Annotated in this window: 15 protein-coding genes; 8 read left to right on the top strand and 7 right to left on the bottom strand. The window is 70.9% G+C overall.

Going from position 1 to position 17174, the window contains the following annotated elements; translation table 11 throughout:
* Positions 1-9: 9 nt before the first annotated feature.
* Both ACWD1Z_RS14845 and ACWD1Z_RS14840 read right to left on the bottom strand, forming a co-directional pair.
* A complete protein-coding gene (locus ACWD1Z_RS14845; RefSeq protein WP_451118726.1) occupies positions 10-858 on the bottom strand; it encodes an ABC transporter permease in 849 nt (282 codons plus the stop codon).
* Complete coding sequence (locus ACWD1Z_RS14840) at positions 855-1853, bottom strand: ATP-binding cassette domain-containing protein (protein WP_451118724.1); 999 nt, start codon at positions 1851-1853, stop codon at positions 855-857. Before ACWD1Z_RS14840 ends, ACWD1Z_RS14845 begins: the two co-directional genes overlap by 4 nt.
* 150 nt (positions 1854-2003) lie before the next feature.
* On the opposite strand from ACWD1Z_RS14840, the gene ACWD1Z_RS14835 reads away from it, so the two are divergent.
* The gene (locus tag ACWD1Z_RS14835) at positions 2004-2984 is read left to right on the top strand and encodes an NAD(P)H-quinone oxidoreductase (RefSeq protein ID WP_451118722.1); all 981 of its coding nucleotides are present in this window, start codon (positions 2004-2006) and stop codon (positions 2982-2984) included.
* A 67-nt stretch (positions 2985-3051) separates the two neighbouring features.
* Here the strand turns inward: ACWD1Z_RS14835 and ACWD1Z_RS14830 are convergent, their stop codons facing one another.
* Positions 3052-3441 carry a hypothetical protein gene (locus ACWD1Z_RS14830; RefSeq protein WP_451118720.1) on the bottom strand — a complete coding sequence of 130 codons (390 nt, stop codon included), beginning with the start codon at positions 3439-3441 and terminating at the stop codon, positions 3052-3054.
* A gap of 143 nt (positions 3442-3584) precedes the next feature.
* Here ACWD1Z_RS14830 and ACWD1Z_RS14825 point away from each other — a divergent pair, with 143 nt between their 5' ends.
* Entirely contained in the window at positions 3585-4124 is a 540-nt protein-coding gene (locus tag ACWD1Z_RS14825) for a bacterial proteasome activator family protein (protein WP_389416688.1), read from the top strand.
* A gap of 43 nt (positions 4125-4167) precedes the next feature.
* On the opposite strand, the gene ACWD1Z_RS14820 is transcribed toward ACWD1Z_RS14825, so the two are convergent.
* Complete coding sequence (locus ACWD1Z_RS14820) at positions 4168-5778, bottom strand: protein kinase domain-containing protein (protein WP_451118717.1); 1611 nt, start codon at positions 5776-5778, stop codon at positions 4168-4170.
* 343 nt (positions 5779-6121) lie between these two features.
* On the opposite strand from ACWD1Z_RS14820, the gene ACWD1Z_RS14815 reads away from it, so the two are divergent.
* Positions 6122-7705 carry a protein kinase domain-containing protein gene (locus tag ACWD1Z_RS14815; RefSeq protein WP_451118715.1) on the top strand — a complete coding sequence of 528 codons (1584 nt, stop codon included), beginning with the start codon at positions 6122-6124 and terminating at the stop codon, positions 7703-7705.
* Between the two features lie 19 nt (positions 7706-7724).
* Here ACWD1Z_RS14815 and ACWD1Z_RS14810 read toward each other — a convergent pair whose 3' ends face one another.
* Positions 7725-8720, bottom strand: coding sequence for a phosphotransferase (locus ACWD1Z_RS14810; protein ID WP_451118713.1), 996 nt, complete (start codon positions 8718-8720; stop codon positions 7725-7727).
* 551 nt (positions 8721-9271) lie between these two features.
* Between ACWD1Z_RS14810 and pdhA the strand changes: the two genes are divergently transcribed.
* The 3 genes from pdhA to ACWD1Z_RS14795 are packed head-to-tail and all read left to right on the top strand — an operon-like array spanning position 9272 to position 12804.
* Positions 9272-10423, top strand: coding sequence for a pyruvate dehydrogenase (acetyl-transferring) E1 component subunit alpha (gene pdhA, locus ACWD1Z_RS14805; protein WP_451118712.1), 1152 nt, complete (start codon positions 9272-9274; stop codon positions 10421-10423).
* Position 10424: 1 nt separating this feature from the next.
* Positions 10425-11402 (top strand): alpha-ketoacid dehydrogenase subunit beta, encoded by a 978-nt coding sequence (locus ACWD1Z_RS14800; RefSeq protein WP_389416692.1) that lies wholly within the window; start codon positions 10425-10427, stop codon positions 11400-11402.
* Positions 11403-11412: 10 nt separating this feature from the next.
* Complete coding sequence (locus ACWD1Z_RS14795; protein WP_451118709.1) at positions 11413-12804, top strand: dihydrolipoamide acetyltransferase family protein; 1392 nt, start codon at positions 11413-11415, stop codon at positions 12802-12804.
* 62 nt (positions 12805-12866) lie between these two features.
* Here the strand turns inward: ACWD1Z_RS14795 and ACWD1Z_RS14790 are convergent, their stop codons facing one another.
* A complete protein-coding gene (locus ACWD1Z_RS14790) occupies positions 12867-13805 on the bottom strand; it encodes a D-alanyl-D-alanine carboxypeptidase family protein (RefSeq protein ID WP_451118707.1) in 939 nt (312 codons plus the stop codon).
* 21 nt (positions 13806-13826) lie between these two features.
* A complete protein-coding gene (locus tag ACWD1Z_RS14785) occupies positions 13827-14726 on the bottom strand; it encodes a D-alanyl-D-alanine carboxypeptidase family protein (protein WP_389416695.1) in 900 nt (299 codons plus the stop codon).
* Positions 14727-14926: 200 nt separating this feature from the next.
* Between ACWD1Z_RS14785 and ACWD1Z_RS14780 the strand changes: the two genes are divergently transcribed.
* Together ACWD1Z_RS14780 and ACWD1Z_RS14775 are read left to right on the top strand one after the other, a co-directional pair.
* Complete coding sequence (locus ACWD1Z_RS14780; RefSeq protein ID WP_451118705.1) at positions 14927-15601, top strand: GntR family transcriptional regulator; 675 nt, start codon at positions 14927-14929, stop codon at positions 15599-15601.
* Positions 15598-16893 carry an MFS transporter gene (locus ACWD1Z_RS14775; RefSeq protein WP_451118703.1) on the top strand — a complete coding sequence of 432 codons (1296 nt, stop codon included), beginning with the start codon at positions 15598-15600 and terminating at the stop codon, positions 16891-16893. The genes ACWD1Z_RS14780 and ACWD1Z_RS14775 overlap by 4 nt, the downstream gene beginning before the upstream one ends.
* Positions 16894-17174 lie beyond the last annotated feature (281 nt).

The following is a 17174-nucleotide window of genomic DNA, read 5'->3' as shown; positions in this document are numbered from 1 at the left end:
GCTCTCTGACTACTTGCGGTTGTACAGCCGCATCGTGATCGGCCCGAAGACCAGCACGAACAGCCCGGCCCACCCCAGCGACCAGGCGATCTCGTCGGCCGGCCAGTCACCCGCCATCAGCTCCCGCACCGCGGAGGACAGGTGGGTGATGGGGCTGTTGTTGACGAACGCCTGCAGCCAGCCCGGCATGGTCTTCGGGTCGACGAAGACGTTGGACAGGAAGGTCAGCGGGAAGATCACCATCATGCTGACGCCCATCACCGACTTCTCGGTGCGCAGCAGCAGCCCGAACATCGTCCAGATCCACGAGAACGCGAACGAGAACACCACCAGCAGCGCGATCCCGGCGACCACGCCGGCGACCCCGCCGTCCGGGCGGTAACCGATGATCATGCCGACGACGAGCATCACCACGGAGGCGATGGTGTAGCGCAGGGCGTCGCCCAGCAGATAGCCGACCATCGTCGACGGCCGCCAGATCGGCAGCGACCGGAACCGGTCGAAGACGCCCTTCTCGATGTCGGTGTTGACCGAGACACCCGTGTACATCGTGATCATCACGACCGACATCACCAGGATGCCCGGCAGCAGGAACTGGATGTACTCCTTCGGGGACCCGGCCAGGGCGCCCCCGAACAGGTAGGTGTACATCAGCACCATCATGATCGGGAACGCGGTGACGTCGAAGAGCTGCTCCGGCACATGCTTGATCTTCAGCATCGCCCGCCAGCCGAAGGTCAGCGAGGCCGACAGCGCGCTCGGCCGGGGCGGCCGCTCACCGGTCACCAGCAGCGCGGCGAGCGAGTCGGCGCTGACCGGGGCGAGTTCCTTGGCCTCTGGGGTTGTCGCGGTGCTCATGCCGCCACCTCGTCCTTGGTGTCGTGGCTGGTGTCGTGTCCGGTGAGGGCGAGGAAGACCTCGTCCAGGCTGGGCTGGCCCAGCGAGAAGTTGTCGACGGTGATGCCGCTGCGGGACAGCTCGGCGAGCGCCCGCGAGGCCTGCTCCGCCGCGCTGTCGCCGGTCGCGGCGCCGAGCCGGGCGGTCAGCGCCACCGGGTCGGGCTCCAGCTGGACGTCCGTGTCCAGCGCGAGCCGCAGCACCCGCTCCGCCTCCGGCCGCTGCTCGGGATCCCGCAGCCGCAGATGGACGGACCCGGCGCCCACGGACGCCTTCAGCTCGCCCTTGGTGCCCTCGGCGATCACCTTGCCGTGGTCGATGACCGCGATCCGGGAGGCCAGCTGGTCGGCCTCGTCCAGGTACTGCGTGGTCAGCAGCACGGTGGTGCCCTGGGAGACCACCGCCCGCACGATGTCCCACACCTGGTTGCGGCTGCGCGGGTCGAGCCCGGTCGTCGGCTCGTCGAGGAAGAGCAGATCGGGCGTGTTGAGAATGGACGCGGCGATGTCGATACGGCGCCGCATGCCTCCCGAGTAGTGCTTGACCTGCTTGCCGGCCGCATCGGTCAGTCCGAAGGCCTCCAGGAGCTGTTCGCTGCGGTGCCGGGCGGCCTGCTTGGCGTGGCCGAGGAGGCGGGCCAGCAGCACCAGGTTCTCGGTGCCGGTGAGGTCCTCGTCGACGGAGGCGTACTGGCCGGTCAGGCTGACCCGGCCGCGTACCTCGTCGGCCTCGCGCACGACGTCGTGGCCGAAGACATGGGCCTCGCCCCCGTCGGGGCGCAGCAGGGTGGCGAGCATCTTCACGGTGGTGGTCTTTCCGGCGCCGTTCGGGCCGAGGACGCCGTAGACGGTACCGGCCGGGACCGACAGGTCGACGCCGTCGACGGCCCTGGTCTCGCCGAACGTCTTCACCAGGCCCGCCGTCTCGATGGCCAGGGCTGACGTGTGCTGGCTCATGGTGGGATGTCCTTCCGCGTACACGGGTTTACGCAGGGAAAGACCTTTACCGTCGCGCAAACTCATCGGTTGCGCACAGGGTTTTTCGGGGGAACCGGTCCAAGGACCGAACCGGGATGGGACCAGGGACCGAGGAGTAGCGTCGCCCTCATGCATGCGATCACGATTGACGAACCCGGTGGGCCCGAGGCGCTGGTCTGGGCCGAGGTACCGGATCCGGTGCCCGGAGAGGGCGAGGTCCTGGTCGAGGTGGCGGCGAGCGCCGTGAACCGGGCCGACATCCTCCAGCGGCAGGGCTTCTACGACCCGCCGCCCGGCACGTCCCCCTACCCGGGCCTGGAGTGCTCGGGCCGGATCGCCGAGATCGGCCCCGGGGTCTCCGGCTGGTCCGTGGGCGACGAGGTGTGCGGGCTGCTCGGGGGCGGCGGTTACGCCGAGAAGGTCGTCGTCCCGGCCGGGCAGCTGCTGCCCGTGCCCCGGGGCGTGGGCCTGGTGCGGGCGGCGGCGCTGCCCGAGGTGGTCTGCACGGTCTGGTCGAACGTCTTCATGATCGCCCACCTGCGGCCGGGCGAGACGCTGCTGGTGCACGGCGGCTCCAGCGGCATCGGCACGATGGCGATCCAGCTCGCCAAGGCCGTCGGCGCGAAGGTCGCGGTCACCGCCGGCACCCCGCGGAAGCTGGACCGGTGTGCCGAGCTGGGCGCGGACATCCTGGTCAACTACCGGGAGCAGGACTTCGTGGAGGAGGTCAGGAAGGCCACCGACGGGGCGGGCGCCGACGTCATCCTCGACAACATGGGCGCCAAGTACCTGGACCGCAATGTCCGGGCCCTCGCGGTCAACGGCCGCCTCGCGATCATCGGCATGCAGGGCGGCATCAAGGGCGAGCTGAACATCGCCACCCTGCTGAGCAAGCGGGCCGCGATCAGCGCGACCTCGCTGCGGGCCCGCCCGCTGACCGAGAAGACGGCGATCGTGGCGGCCGTACGCGAGCATGTGTGGCCGCTGCTGGACGGCGGTCACGTGCGTCCGGTGGTCGACCGGGAGGTCCCGATGCGGGACGCGGCGGACGCGCACCGGATCGTGGAGGAGAGCGGGCACGTCGGAAAGGTGCTGCTCGTGACGGGTTAGGTGGATCAGGGGCGGGCGGGCTGCTCGGGAGGGGCCAGGTGGATCAGGGGCGGGCGGCTCAGTCCGTTCAGTCCGTCCGTCTGAGCCGCAGCCCCAGGAAGGCCAGCCCGAGACCGAGCCCGATCAGCACCAGGCCGCTGCCCAGCGGCAGTACCGGAATGACGGGCTCGGCCCGTACGACGTCCTGCCCGGCCGGCACGGGGGAGCCGACCGCCTCCGCCGGAGCCGCCCGGGAGGGCTCGGCCGGGGGCGTCTCCTCCTCGGGCACGATCACCCACTGGCGGCCGGGCCGCTCCCGCCCCTGCCCGGCCACGCTTCCGGCCCAGGAGGGCGAGGGGGAGGCCGACCCGGACGCCGAGGGCGTGGCCTCCTCGCCGTACGCCACCGGGCACCCCCAGCCCGCCACCAGGACGACGGCCAGCGCCGTCGCCCGTACTGTCCGCAGCCATCGAGTCACGGCACAAGCCTCACACTGACCGCCATGTCGGGCATGCCGGACTCCGCCACCGGGTGACGGAAAGTCCCCGTACGTAAACGGTGGATCACCTGCCGTGGGGGGCACCACGCTGATGGGATGCAGGCGTGCGAGAGAATGGCGGCATGGAGATGCCGAGGAACGAACGGTCGCCGGAGAATCCGCAGATCCTGGTCGTGGGCCAGGACGGGATGTCCATCGGCGGCGGAGGCGACGAGGACTCCCGTGAGGTTCCCGTGACGGAGATGGTCGAACAGCCGGCGAAGGTCATGCGGATCGGCAGCATGATCAAACAGCTGCTGGAGGAGGTCCGCGTGGCCCCTCTCGACGAGGCCAGCCGGGTCCGGCTCAAGGAGATCCATGCCAGCTCGGTGAAGGAGCTGGAGGACGGTCTGGCCCCGGAGCTGGTCGAGGAACTGGAGCGGCTGTCCCTGCCCTTCACCGACGAGGCGACCCCGTCCGACGCGGAACTGCGCATCGCGCAGGCCCAGTTGGTCGGCTGGCTGGAGGGCCTCTTCCACGGCATCCAGACCACGCTGTTCGCCCAGCAGATGGCCGCCCGCGCCCAGCTGGAGCAGATGCGCCGGGCCCTGCCCCCGGGCGTCGGCCACGAGGGCGAGGACCAGCACCACCCGGGCGGCCGCTCGGGCGGGCCCTACCTGTAGCCCGGGACCGACCCCTACCGCCGACGAGCAGCGGGCAGCCCGGTCACGCCGGGTTGCCCGTGGAGACGTCGAACTGGAAGGTGCCTGGGTCCTCGGGGTCGATGTCCGTGCCCGCGGCGGGGAACTGCTTCATCACCGTGCCGTCGCCCCAGGTGGACTCGTCGACGTCCCGGGTGTCGGCCGACCAGCCGGCGGCCTTCAGGCACTTCTTCACCGAGTCGATGTTCTTGAAGGCGAAGTTGGGCATCTCCACCTTCTTGGGGTCGTTGTACGACTCCTGGGGCTCGCTGCACTCCTCCGGGTCGATCGTCCGGCTCGGGTCCGGGCCGCGGTAGCCCTCCGCCGTCGTCGCCGACGGGCTGGGGCTCGCGCCGCCCTCGTCCTTCGTGCCCCCGCCGCTCAGCGTCAGCGCGGCGACCAGCCCGCCCACCGCGAGCACGGACACCACGATCGAACCGATGATCACCGGCTTGTTGTTCCGGCCCCCGCCCCCGGAACCGGACCCGGCCGGCTGCGGGGTGATGTTGTACGGCGGCGGAGTCGCGCCGTAGCCCGCGGACGCCGGGGTCTGGTAGCCGGGCTGCTGCGGATAGCCGTAGGACGGAGCCGGGGTGGGCGCCGGGGTGCCGTACGGGTTCGGGGCCGGCTGGTACGGCGTGTGGACCGGGCCGGTGGGCGCCGACGTCGACTGGTCGACCGGCGGGAACACCGCCGAACCGACGCCCGAGCCGCTGGCGGCCGGCGAGCCCGGCACGATGTTCGGCGCGGCGGCCCGGAAGGAGGACGCCACCCGCAGGCACTCGTCGCGCATGGCCTCGGCGCTGGGGAAACGCTCGTTGGGGTTCTTCTTCAGCGCGCGGGCCACCAGCGCGTCCACGGCCGGCGGCAGCGAGCGGTTGACGGAGGAGGGAGCCACCGGCTCCTCCTGCACGTGCGCGTACGCGATCGCCAGCGGCGAGTCCGCGTCGAACGGCAGCCGCCCGGTGACCAGTTGGAAGAGCATGATGCCGACCGAGTAGAGGTCGGAGCGCGCGTCCACGCCGCGGCCGAGCGCCTGCTCGGGGGAGAGGTACTGCGGGGTGCCGACGACCATGCCGGTCTGGGTCATCGAGGTGACACCGGACTGCATGGCGCGGGCGATGCCGAAGTCCATGACCTTGACGACGCCGCGCTTGGTCATCATCACGTTGCCCGGCTTGATGTCGCGGTGGACCAGCCCCATCTCATGGCTGATCTCCAGCGCCGCCAGCACATCCGCGGTGATCTTCAGCGCCTTGTCGGCGGGCATCGCGCCGTGCTGCCGTACGTCCTCGTCGAGCACCGAGCCGAGCGGGCGGCCCTCGATGTACTCCATGACGATGTACGGAGTGGTCATCCCGTCGACATCGTCCTCGCCGGTGTCGAAGACCGAGACGATGTTGGTGTGGGTGAGCTTGGCCACGGCCTGGGCCTCGCGGCGGAAGCGCTCGCGGAAGGCCTGCTCGCGGCCGAGTTCGGTGTGCAGCGTCTTGACCGCGACCTGACGGTCCAGCACCGCGTCGTAGGCCAGGTGCACCGAGGCCATGCCGCCCTCGCCGAGCAAGTCGCGCAGCTGATAGCGGCCGGCCGCCAGCGCCCGTCCCGCATACCGCCCCTGTGCGCCGTCCTGGCTCATGTCTCCGCGTCCCCCATAGCCCGTTGGCCCGGCGTTTGTCGACGATCTGTCGTTGATCGACAGTGCTATTCCCGGCCAAGTCTGCCCCAGGGCACTGACACGTCAAGCTCGGTGCCCGATCCGTGACCGTACGCGAAAGAAGCGTCGCGCAAGCGTTACAGGGGCCGTACGGCCGGTACACAGAATTTGCACGACGGACCGGCTAGCGGGTTTCATGGCCGGTCTGTCACGGACCGGCCGCTGGTCCGTCCCGGACCGGCGGCTTGCGCGGAGGCTGTAGCGTGGCCGACGGAGACCGTAACAACACCGCGCGCACCGCGGGCAGAAACGACGGCGAGGACTGATGGCACAGCAGCGCGCTCAGGGCCCGTCCGACCCCGAGGCGACTGGCGGCGGTATGTCAGATGCGCCGGAGCTGTGGGGGAACGGCGGGCTGGTCGGCGACGGCCGGTACCGGCTCACCCGCAGACTCGGCCGGGGCGGCATGGCCGAGGTCTTCGCGGCGGAGGACGTCCGGCTGGGACGCACCGTCGCGGTCAAGCTGCTGCGCGCCGACCTCGCCGAGGACCCGGTCTCCAAGGCCCGCTTCACCCGCGAGGCACAGTCGGTGGCCGGCCTCAACCACCACGCCATCGTCGCCGTGTACGACTCCGGCGAGGACTTCGTGGGCGGCCAGAGCGTGCCGTACATCGTCATGGAGCTGGTCGAGGGCCGCACCATCCGCGACCTCCTGCTCAACGCCGAGGCGCCCGGCCCCGAGCAGGCGCTGATCATCGTCTCCGGTGTGCTGGAGGCGCTCGCCTACTCGCACCAGCACGGCATCGTGCACCGCGACATCAAGCCGGCGAACGTCATCATCACCAACAACGGCGCCGTCAAGGTCATGGACTTCGGCATCGCCCGCGCCCTGCACGGGGCGTCCACGACGATGACCCAGACCGGCATGGTCATGGGCACGCCCCAGTACCTCTCCCCCGAGCAGGCGCTCGGCAAGGCGGTCGACCACCGCTCCGACCTGTACGCGACGGGCTGTCTCCTCTACGAACTCCTCGCGCTGCGGCCCCCGTTCACCGGCGAGACCCCGCTCTCGGTGGTCTACCAGCACGTCCAGGACATCCCGACGCCCCCGTCCGAGGCCTCCGACGCCTGCCCGCCGGAGCTGGACGGCCTGGTCATGCGCTCCCTCGCCAAGGAGCCGGACGACCGCTTCCAGACCGCCGAGGAGATGCGCGGCCTGGTCCAGTACGGCCTGCAGATGCTCTACGACCAGGGCGGCCACACCGGCACCTGGAACACCGGGCCGGTCCACCTGCACGACGGCCGGCACACCCCCGCGGCGGGCTTCGCGCAGACCGCGGTGATGGGCCACCCCGGCGCGGACGCCTCCAGCACCTCCGCGATCCCGCAGCCGATCCTGCCCGGCGGCCGGTACGGCGGCGGGGACGACGGCGGCTTCGAGGGGCAGGGCAACCGGGGCAGCGGCCGGGGCAAGCTGTGGATCCTCGCCGTTCTCGCGGTGATCGCCATCGCGGCGGGCGTCGCCCTCGCGCTCAACGGCGACAACGGCAAGAGCTCCGACACGGACACCACCAAGTCGCCGACCGCCACGCAGTCCAAGGACGACGAGACGGCCAGCGAGGAGCCGACCGACGAGGCGACCGAGGAGCCCACCGACACGGCCACCGACGACAGTTCGGGCACCGGCGGCGGCTCGGGCTGGACCCCTCCCGAGCAGCCTTCGGTCACCCCGTCGCCGACGGAGCCGGAGCCGACGGACGAGCCGACCACCACGGAGCCGACGGACGAGCCGACGACCGAGGAGCCGACCGGCGAGCCCACGGACGAACCGACGGAAGAACCCACCGACGAGGTCATCGGCGGCACCACCGGCGGCGGCACCGACGGCGGCGTCGGCGGCGAGGACTGACGGGTCGCGTCCGCGGGCCTCATCCCACGAACGCGTCGCACACCCGGTCGTACTCCCGGGTCCACCACACCGCCAGCGCCGAGGCGGCCGGGAACTGCGCGTCCGCGCGGGTGTCGCCGCGTTCGTAGTGCCAGCGCAGCATCCAGAAGTCGTTCAGGCGCTCCCACCACACCCGGTGCACGGCCGCCGCCAGCTCGGAGGGCGTGGCGCCCGCGGTGCGCCGGTACGCGCGCGTATAGGCCCGTACCTTCGGCAGGTCAAGCGTGCCGACGGGCCGCACGAAGAAGATCGCGGCGGCCCGTACCGCCTCCTCCGCGCGCGGCTGCACCCCGAGCCGGTCCCAGTCGACGATCGCGGCGGGGGCGTCGCCCCGGTACAGCAGGTTGAACGGGTGGAAGTCCCCGTGCACCCACCCCACCGAGCCGCCGCACGGCGGGCGCCGGCCGGCGTGCCGTGCCAGCAGCGCGCGCCGTTCCAGCAGCCGGTGGCGGGCCAGCGTGTCGAAGGAGTCGGCGGGCCGGTGCCGGCGCACCCGGGCGAGCAGGTCCTCGATGAGGACGAAGGTCTCCTCGGGGTCCGCGCTCACCGCGGGTGCCCGCCCCTCCGGCGGCATCACGCGCTCCAGGCCCGCGTGCACCGCCCCGAGCAGCGCCCCGAGCCGGGCGCACTGCCCCGGGGCGAGCTGGCCGCCGTGCCGGTGCCGGCCGTCGATCCAGGGGTGCAGGGCGTAGGCGTGGCCGCCGATCACCGCGACGGTACGGCCGTCCCGCCCCGGCAGCGGCGGCGCGACCGGGACGCCGAGGTCGGCCAGGCGCCGGGTGGCCCGGTGCTGGCGGGCGATGGCGGCGGGGTCGGCGGTCTCGGGGTCGAAGTGGTGCTTGAGGAAGTACCGGCCGCGGGTCGTGCGGAGCCGGTAGCCGCGGTTGAGCAGCCCCTGGTCCACGGGGACGCAGGCGACGGCGCCGCCGGCGGCGTACTGGCGGAGCAGGGCGCCCAGCGGGGGCGCGGGATGCACGGGGGGTGGTACACAAGGGCGCGGCACGCGGCAGATGCTAGGGCACTCACCGGCCCCGTGAGCTGGGCGTTGTCACAGAAAGCCAGCGTCAGTCGCTTTTGGTCACGAGACGCTCCCGAAGTGGCTTTCGATACCGTCGCGCCCGCCGAATTGCCGAATCGCGCACGATCGCGTCGGCGGTCGTCCCGGACGCCCGGAAGGAATACCCGGATTTCTCCATCTTCGCCCGCCGCAAGTCAGCGGCACAAAGTCTTCCTCTGGGCTGGGTGCGCGGGATAACGTGCCGTTGCTCCGGCCTCCTGCAAGGCTGTGACCAGTACTCTTCGAGCCCCTCGCGATTTACTTGGAAATCCAAGCAAAATCGCAGGTCAAACGGGGTTTCACAGAAATGTGGAGCACTGGGTAACGTGATGGTTGCAGGGCGCTCGCCGGGGCACCTGTCACGCCTGTTCCGGCCGAGTGACACCCACCCCGTGCACGGGTGTCGGACCAGGTGAGCCGCACTGGTTTCACCGGCAACCCCGGGGGACCGGACCGACGGAGGAGCACACGTGACCGTGGAGAGCACTGCCGCGCGCAAGCCGCGACGCAGCGCCGGGACCAAGAAGTCCCCGAGCCCCAAGCCCGAGCTGGTACAGCTGCTGACGCCCGAGGGCAAGCGCGTCAAGAACGCCGAGTACGACCAGTACGTCGCCGACCTCACCCCCGAAGACCTGCGCGGTCTGTACCGCGACATGGTGCTCACCCGCCGTTTCGACGCCGAGGCCACCTCCCTGCAGCGCCAGGGCGAGCTGGGCCTGTGGGCCTCCCTGCTCGGCCAGGAGGCCGCCCAGATCGGCTCGGGCCGGGCCACCCGCGAGGACGACTACGTCTTCCCGACCTACCGCGAGCACGGCGTCGCCTGGTGCCGCGGGGTCGACCCGACCAATCTGCTCGGCATGTTCCGCGGCGTGAACAACGGCGGCTGGGACCCGAACAGCAACAACTTCCAGCTGTACACGATCGTCATCGGCTCGCAGACCCTGCACGCCACCGGTTACGCGATGGGCATCGCCAAGGACGGGGCGGACAGCGCGGTGATCGCCTACTTCGGCGACGGCGCCTCCAGCCAGGGCGATGTCGCGGAGTCGTTCACCTTCTCGGCCGTCTACAACGCGCCGGTGGTGTTCTTCTGCCAGAACAACCAGTGGGCGATCTCCGAGCCGACCGAGAAGCAGACCCGCGTCCCGCTCTACCAGCGCGCGCAGGGCTACGGCTTCCCGGGCGTCCGGGTGGACGGCAACGACGTCCTGGCCTGCCTCGCGGTCACCAAGTGGGCCCTGGAGCGGGCCCGCAGCGGCGAGGGGCCGACGCTGGTCGAGGCGTACACCTACCGCATGGGCGCGCACACCACCTCCGACGACCCGACCCGCTACCGGGGCGACGAGGAGCGCCAGGCCTGGGAGGCCAAGGACCCGATCCTGCGCCTTCGCCAGTACCTGGAGTCCGCACACCACACGGACGAGGGATTCTTCGCGGAACTGGAGACCGAGTCCGAGGCGTTGGGCAAGCGAGTGCGCGAGGCGGTCCGTGCCATGCCGGACCCGGACCACTTCGCCATCTTCGAGAACGTGTACGCGGACGGGCATGCGCTCGTCGACGAGGAGCGAGCCCAGTTCGCCGCCTACCAGGCGTCGTTCGCGGACGCTGAAGGGGGCAAGTGACATGGCCGAGAAGATGGCTCTCGCCAAGGCGATCAACGAATCGCTGCGCAAGGCCCTGGAGGCCGACCCCAAGGTGCTCGTCATGGGCGAGGACGTCGGCAAGCTCGGCGGTGTCTTCCGGGTGACCGACGGGCTGCAGAAGGACTTCGGCGAGGAGCGGGTCATCGACACCCCGCTCGCCGAGTCCGGCATCGTCGGCACCGCGATCGGCCTCGCGCTGCGCGGCTACCGCCCGGTGGTGGAGATCCAGTTCGACGGCTTCGTCTTCCCGGCCTACGACCAGATCGTCACCCAGCTCGCCAAGATGCACGCCCGCTCCCTGGGCAAGGTCAAGCTCCCGGTCGTCGTGCGCATCCCCTACGGCGGCGGCATCGGCGCGGTCGAGCACCACTCGGAGTCGCCCGAGGCGCTGTTCGCGCATGTGGCGGGCCTGAAAATCGTGTCCCCGTCGAACTCCTCCGACGCGTACTGGATGATGCAGCAGGCCATCCAGAGCGACGACCCGGTGATTTTCTTCGAGCCCAAGCGGCGCTACTGGGACAAGGCCGAGGTCAACACCGAGGCGATCCCCGGACCGCTGCACAAGGCGCAGGTCGTCCGCGCCGGCACCGACGTCACCCTCGCCGCCTACGGGCCGATGGTGAAGCTCTGCCAGGAGGTCGCCGACGCGGCCGCCGAGGAGGGCCGCTCCCTGGAGGTCCTGGACCTGCGCTCGGTCTCCCCGCTGGACTTCGACACCATCCAGGCGTCGGTGGAGAAGACCCGCCGCCTGGTCGTGGTCCACGAGGCGCCGGTGTTCTTCGGCTCCGGCGCGGAGATCGCCGCCCGGATCACCGAGCGCTGCTTCTACCACCTGGAGGCTCCGGTGCTCAGGGTCGGCGGCTATCACGCCCCGTACCCGCCGGCGCGCCTGGAGGAGGAGTACCTGCCGGGCCTGGACCGGGTGCTCGACGCCGTCGACCGTGCCCTGGCGTACTGAGGAGAGGGTCGTGACGACGATGACGGAAGCGTCCGTACGCGAATTCAAGATGCCGGATGTCGGTGAGGGCCTCACCGAGGCGGAGATCCTCAAGTGGTACGTCCAGCCCGGTGACACGGTGACCGACGGCCAGGTGGTGTGCGAGGTCGAGACGGCCAAGGCCGCCGTCGAGCTGCCCATCCCCTACGACGGTGTGGTCCGCGCGCTGCACTTCCCCGAGGGCACCACGGTGGACGTGGGCACGTCGATCATCGCGGTGGACGTGTCGGGCGGTGCGGCGGCCCCCGAAGCCGCTCCGGAGCCCGTTCAGGAGCCCGTGCAGGAGAAGAAGCCCGAGGGCCGCAAGCCGGTCCTGGTCGGCTACGGCGTGGCCGAGTCCTCCACCAAGCGCCGCCCGCGCAAGGGCCCGGCGGTCCCGGTGCAGGAGGCCCCGGTCCAGGCCGTGCAGGCGGTGCAGACCGAGCTGAACGGCCACGGTCCCGCGGTGGTGAAGGAGCGCCCGCTGGCCAAGCCGCCGGTGCGCAAGCTCGCCAAGGACCTCGGGGTCGACCTCAGCACGGTGGTCCCGTCCGGCCCGGACGGCATCATCACCCGCGAGGACGTCCACGCGGCCGTGGCCCCGCCGAAGGCCCCGGAGCCCGCGGTGGCCGCCCCCGCCCCCGCCCCGGCCGCCACGGCGCCCGTGGCGGCGTACGACGGCGCGCGGGAGACCCGGATCCCGGTCAAGGGGGTCCGCAAGGCCACCGCGGCGGCGATGGTGGGCTCGGCGTTCACGGCCCCGCACGTCACGGAGTTCGTGACGGTGGACGTGACCCGCACGATGAAGCTGGTCGAGGAGCTGAAGCAGGACAAGGACATGCAGGGGCTGCGGGTCAACCCGCTCCTGCTGATCGCCAAGGCCCTGCTGGTCGCCATCAAGCGCAACCCGGACATCAACGCCTCCTGGGACGAGGCGAACCAGGAGATCGTGGTCAAGCACTACGTCAACCTGGGCATCGCCGCGGCCACCCCGCGCGGTCTGATCGTGCCGAACATCAAGGACGCGCACGACAAGACCCTGCCCCAGCTGGCCGAGTCCCTGGGCGAGCTGGTCGCCACGGCGCGGGACGGCAAGACGTCCCCCGCCGCGATGCAGGGCGGCACGGTGACCATCACCAACGTCGGCGTCTTCGGCGTCGACACCGGCACCCCGATCCTCAACCCCGGGGAGTCCGCGATCCTCGCGGTCGGCGCGATCAAGCTCCAGCCGTGGGTCCACAAGGGCAAGGTCAAGCCCCGCCAGGTCACCACCCTGGCCCTCTCCTTCGACCACCGCCTGGTCGACGGCGAGCTGGGCTCGAAGGTGCTGGCCGACGTGGCGGCGGTCCTGGAGCAGCCCAAGCGGCTGATCACCTGGGCGTAGCAACCACGGGAAGGGGCCCACCACGTGCTCGTGGTGGGCCCCTTCCGGCTGTTCCCGGGGGATCAGTCGCGCTGGGCGCCGGACGGAAGCGTCCGCAGCTGCATCGTGGACGCCGTCGTCGAACCGAAGGCGTAGTCCATCAGCTTGGCCGCGTCCGTGTACCGGTTGGGGTCGTTGAGGAGCACGCCCACCACCGTCTTGCCGTTGCGGGTGCCGGCGAAGACCAGGCACGGGCCGGACGGGGTGTTGGTGCCGGTCTTCACACCGAGCGCGCCGCTGTAGGAGCCGAGCAGCGTGTTGGTGTTGTACCAGGTGTAGGTGCGGGTGGCGCCGGCGCTCGACGTGGCGTACTGCACCGTCTTGGTCTTCTTGACGATGCCCGCGAACGCCGAGAACTTCATCGCGCTGCGGGTGAGCTTCGCGAGGTCGCGCGGCGTCGTGTAGTTGGTGTTCTGCGTGGAGTTGCCGTCGAACGAGTCGAAGTGCGTGTTCGTCAGGCCGAGCGCGTCGGCCTTCTTGTTCATCTTGGCGATGAAGTTCTTGGTGCGGGCGGCGACCGTGGTGCCGGTGCCGAACTTGTCGGCGAGGGCCATCGCGGCGTCGCAGCCGGACGGCAGCATCAGCGCGTGCAGCAGCTGGCGGACGGTGACCTTGTCGCCGGTCTTCAGGTCCGCGGTGCTCGCCTGCTTGGCGGCGACGTAGTCCCGGTAGGCCTGCTTGATGGTGACCTTGGTGTCCAGGTTCACGTCCGGGATGGCCAGCACCACGCGGGCCGCCATGATCTTGGTGGTGCTCGCCATGGGCCGCTTGGTGTCGGCGGACTTGCTGTACAGCGTGGAGCCGGTCGTGCTGTCGAGCATGAAGGCGCCCTTGGCGCTGACCGTGGGTGCGGTCGCGGCCTGGGCGGGCGCAGCCAGGGCGCCGCCCGCGACCAGCGCGCCGGTGGTGGCCACGACGGCGGCGGTGCGGCGCAGGCGTACGCCCTTGATGCCGGTTATCACTATGAACGCTCCGAGTAGGTGTCAGCTGATTTTGGCGTAGCCGTAGTTGATGAGCTTCTGCACGTCCGTCGTGCGGCTGGCCGCCGAGGACGAGGTGAGCACGGCGCCCATCACGGACTCGCCGTTCTTGGTGGCGGCGAACACCAGGCAGTACTTGGACGAGGTGCCGGAGCCCGTCTTGACGCCGAGCGTGCCGTTCCAGCCGAGCAGCGTGTTGGTGTTCTTCCAGGCCGCCATGGTGCGGATGGAACCGCTGCTGGTGACCGTCTTCGCCGTGTACGACGTGGTCTTGACGACGGACTTGAAGGCGGAGTGCTTCATCGCGCTGCGGGCGAGCAGCGTCAGGTCCTTCGGCGTGGAGTAGTTCGAGCCATTGCTGATGCCGTCGAACGAGTCGAAGTGCGTGTTCGTCATGCCGAGCTGCTTGGCCTTGTTGTTCATCTTGGCGATGAAGTTCTTGGTGCGGGCCGAGACCGTCGAGCCGGTGCCGAACTTGTCGGCGAGGGCCATGGCCGCGTCGCAGCCGGACGGCAGCATCATCCCGTAGAGCAGCTGACGGACGGTGACCTTGTCGCCGACGATCAGCCGGGCCGACGAGGCGCCCCGGGACACGATGTAGTCGCTGTACGCCTTCTTGATGGTGACCTTGGCGTCCAGGTTCAGGTTCGACTGCGCGAGCACGACCTTGGCGGTCATGATCTTCGTGGTGGAGGCGGTCAGCCGCTTGGTGTTGGGGGACTTGTAGTAGAGCGTCTTGCCTGTGGCGCTGTTCATCAGGTACCCGCCCTTGGCGGTGATGCTGGGCGTCGTCACGGCCTGCGCCGGTGCCGCGGTGAGGGCTCCGGTGACGAACATCGCGCCGGTCGTGACCACGACGGCTGCGGCCCTGCGAACGCGGAAGCCCTGATATGCGGTTTTCAACACAAATACCCCGTATGCAGTCGAATGCCCCTGGTGTGCGGCCGAGTTGGAGGGGGATGGAGATGGGGCCGCAAGTGTGTGACACGTAACTAGCACAGAAGGTTGTGCGGCTGCTGGGACGAATCGAAGGTCCGCATCTCGAAGGTCCGCATGATGAAACGCGCTCCCTCATGCGTACGTGTTGTATCTAAGATGTGCTCATGCCGTCAGCGCCGCCTGCCCCGATCCCCGCCCCCCTGAAGCAGCCGCCCGCCGCCGACCGTGTCTACGTCCACGTCAAGCAAGCCGTCCTGGACCGCCGCTACGAGGGCGGCACCCTGCTCACCGAGGGCGAGCTGGCCGAGGCCGTCGGGGTCTCCCGCACCCCGGTGCGCGAGGCGCTGCTGCGCCTGGAGGTGGAAGGGCTGATCAAGCTCTACCCGAAGAAGGGCGCCCTGGTGCTGCCGGTGTCGGCACAGGAGATCGCCGACGTCGTGGAGACCCGGCTGCTGGTCGAGGAGCACGCGGCGCGCAAGGCCGTGCCCGCCCCCGCCGCCCTCATCGAGCGCCTCGAACACCTGCTCGCCCGCCAGAAGGCCGAGGCCGCCGCCGGCGACCTGGCCGCCGCCGCCGTCACCGACCGCTGCTTCCACGCCGAGATCGTCCGCAGCGGCGGCAACGACATCCTCTCCCGCCTCTACGACCAACTCCGCGACCGCCAGCTGCGCATGGGCGTCGCCGTCATGCACTCCCACCCCGACCGGATCGCCAAGACCCTCACCGAGCACGAGGAGATCCTCGACGCGCTGCGCTCCGGTGACGCCGAACGGGCGGTGGGCGTCGTCCACCGGCACGTCGGCTGGTTCTCGCACCTGGCCCGGGGTGAGGTCCGATGAGCGCTGCGGCCCTGCCGGGCGATCCCCCGGGCGGCCGGCGCGCCCTCGCCGTGTGGGGCATCGGCGTCTCGGTCTACTTCGTCGCCGTCATCTTCCGTACGTCCCTGGGGGTCGCCGGACTCGACGCGGCCGACCGATTCCACGTCAACGCCTCGGCCCTGTCGACGTTCTCGATCCTCCAGCTGCTCGTCTACGCGGGCATGCAGATACCCGTCGGCCTGCTGGTCGACCGGCTCGGCACCAAGAAGGTGCTGACCATCGGCGTCGTGCTGTTCACGGCGGGACAGCTGGGGTTCGCGTTCTCCCCCACGTACGGCATGGCCCTCGCCTCGCGGGCGCTGCTCGGCTGCGGGGACGCCATGACCTTCATCAGCGTGCTGCGGCTCGGCACCCGCTGGTTCCCGGCCCGGCGCGGACCGATGATCGCCCAGCTCGCCGGGCTCGCCGGCATGGCGGGCAACCTGGTCTCCACCCTGGTCCTGGCCCGGCTGCTGCACGGCGTCGGCTGGACCGCCGCCTTCGCGGGCAGCGCGTTCGCCGGAGTCGTCGTCCTCGTCCTGCTGCTGCTGTTCCTGAAGGACCACCCCGAGGGCCAGGCACCGGAGCCCGTCCCGCACCAGGGCGTGGCCTACGTCCGGCGCCAGATCGCCGCGTCCTGGCGGGAGCCGGGCACGCGGCTCGGCCTGTGGGTGCACTTCACCACCCAGTTCCCGGCGATGGTGTTCCTGCTGCTGTGGGGCCTGCCCTTCCTGGTCGAGGCCCAGGGTCTGTCCCGCGCCACCGCGGGCGAACTCCTCACCCTGGTCGTCCTGTCCAACATGGTGATCGGCCTGGTCTACGGCCAGCTCGTCGCCCGGCACCACGGGGCGCGGCTGCCGCTGGCGCTCGGCACGGTCGGCGCGACCGCGCTGATGTGGGCGGCGACCCTCGCCTACCCCGCCGACCGCGCCCCGATGTGGCTGCTGATCGTGCTGTGCGTGGTGCTCGGCGCCTGCGGCCCCGCCTCCATGCTCGGCTTCGACTTCGCCCGCCCCGCCAATCCGCCGGAGCGTCAGGGCACCGCCTCCGGAATCACCAACATGGGCGGTTTCGTCGCCTCCATGACGACCCTGTTCGCGGTCGGTGTCCTGCTCGACGCGACCGGCGACGACTACCGGATCGCCTTCTCGGCCGTGTTCGTGCTCCAGGCGCTCGGGGTCAGCCAGATCCTGCGACTGCGCGGGCGGGCGGCCCGCCGGGAACGGGAACGGCTGGTGGCGAGCCGGGTGGAGACGGTGCACGTCCCGGCGTGAACGGGGCCCTTGCCGGGCCGCGACCAGGCGGGGGGCGGGGGCCCTGTTGGGCCGGGACCGGCGCCACGGTCCCGGCTGGGCCGGGTCCGGCGGCGGGGTCCCTGCTGGTCCCCGGACCAGTCCGGCGGCGGGTCCTTACTGGGCCGGGAGCAGGCTGGGGGCGGGGTCCCCACTGGGTTGGGACCGGCGGCGGGGTCCCTGCTGGGCCGGGACCAGGCTGAGGGCGGGGCCCTGCCGGGCCGGGTCCGGCGGCGGGGGCCCTACCGAGCGGGACCAGATCG

The sequence above is a fragment of the Streptomyces sp. NPDC002784 genome (assembly GCF_053592135.1).
The sequence above is the reverse complement of the archived record's forward strand: the minus strand, read 5'-3'. Positions and strand labels throughout refer to the sequence as shown.

Bases quoted from the DNA above. Each gene is read 5' to 3' on its own strand.
- ACWD1Z_RS14845 (WP_451118726.1), bottom strand. From the start codon at position 858: ATGAGCACCGCGACAACCCCAGAGGCCAAGGAACTCGCCCCGGTCAGC.
- ACWD1Z_RS14840 (WP_451118724.1), bottom strand. From the start codon at position 1,853: ATGAGCCAGCACACGTCAGCCCTGGCCATCGAGACGGCGGGCCTGGTG.
- ACWD1Z_RS14835 (WP_451118722.1), top strand. From the start codon at position 2,004: ATGCATGCGATCACGATTGACGAACCCGGTGGGCCCGAGGCGCTGGTC.
- ACWD1Z_RS14825 (WP_389416688.1), top strand. From the start codon at position 3,585: ATGGAGATGCCGAGGAACGAACGGTCGCCGGAGAATCCGCAGATCCTG.
- ACWD1Z_RS14820 (WP_451118717.1), bottom strand. From the start codon at position 5,778: ATGAGCCAGGACGGCGCACAGGGGCGGTATGCGGGACGGGCGCTGGCG.
- ACWD1Z_RS14815 (WP_451118715.1), top strand. From the start codon at position 6,122: ATGGCACAGCAGCGCGCTCAGGGCCCGTCCGACCCCGAGGCGACTGGC.
- ACWD1Z_RS14800 (WP_389416692.1), top strand. From the start codon at position 10,425: ATGGCCGAGAAGATGGCTCTCGCCAAGGCGATCAACGAATCGCTGCGC.
- ACWD1Z_RS14780 (WP_451118705.1), top strand. From the start codon at position 14,927: ATGCCGTCAGCGCCGCCTGCCCCGATCCCCGCCCCCCTGAAGCAGCCG.
- ACWD1Z_RS14775 (WP_451118703.1), top strand. From the start codon at position 15,598: ATGAGCGCTGCGGCCCTGCCGGGCGATCCCCCGGGCGGCCGGCGCGCC.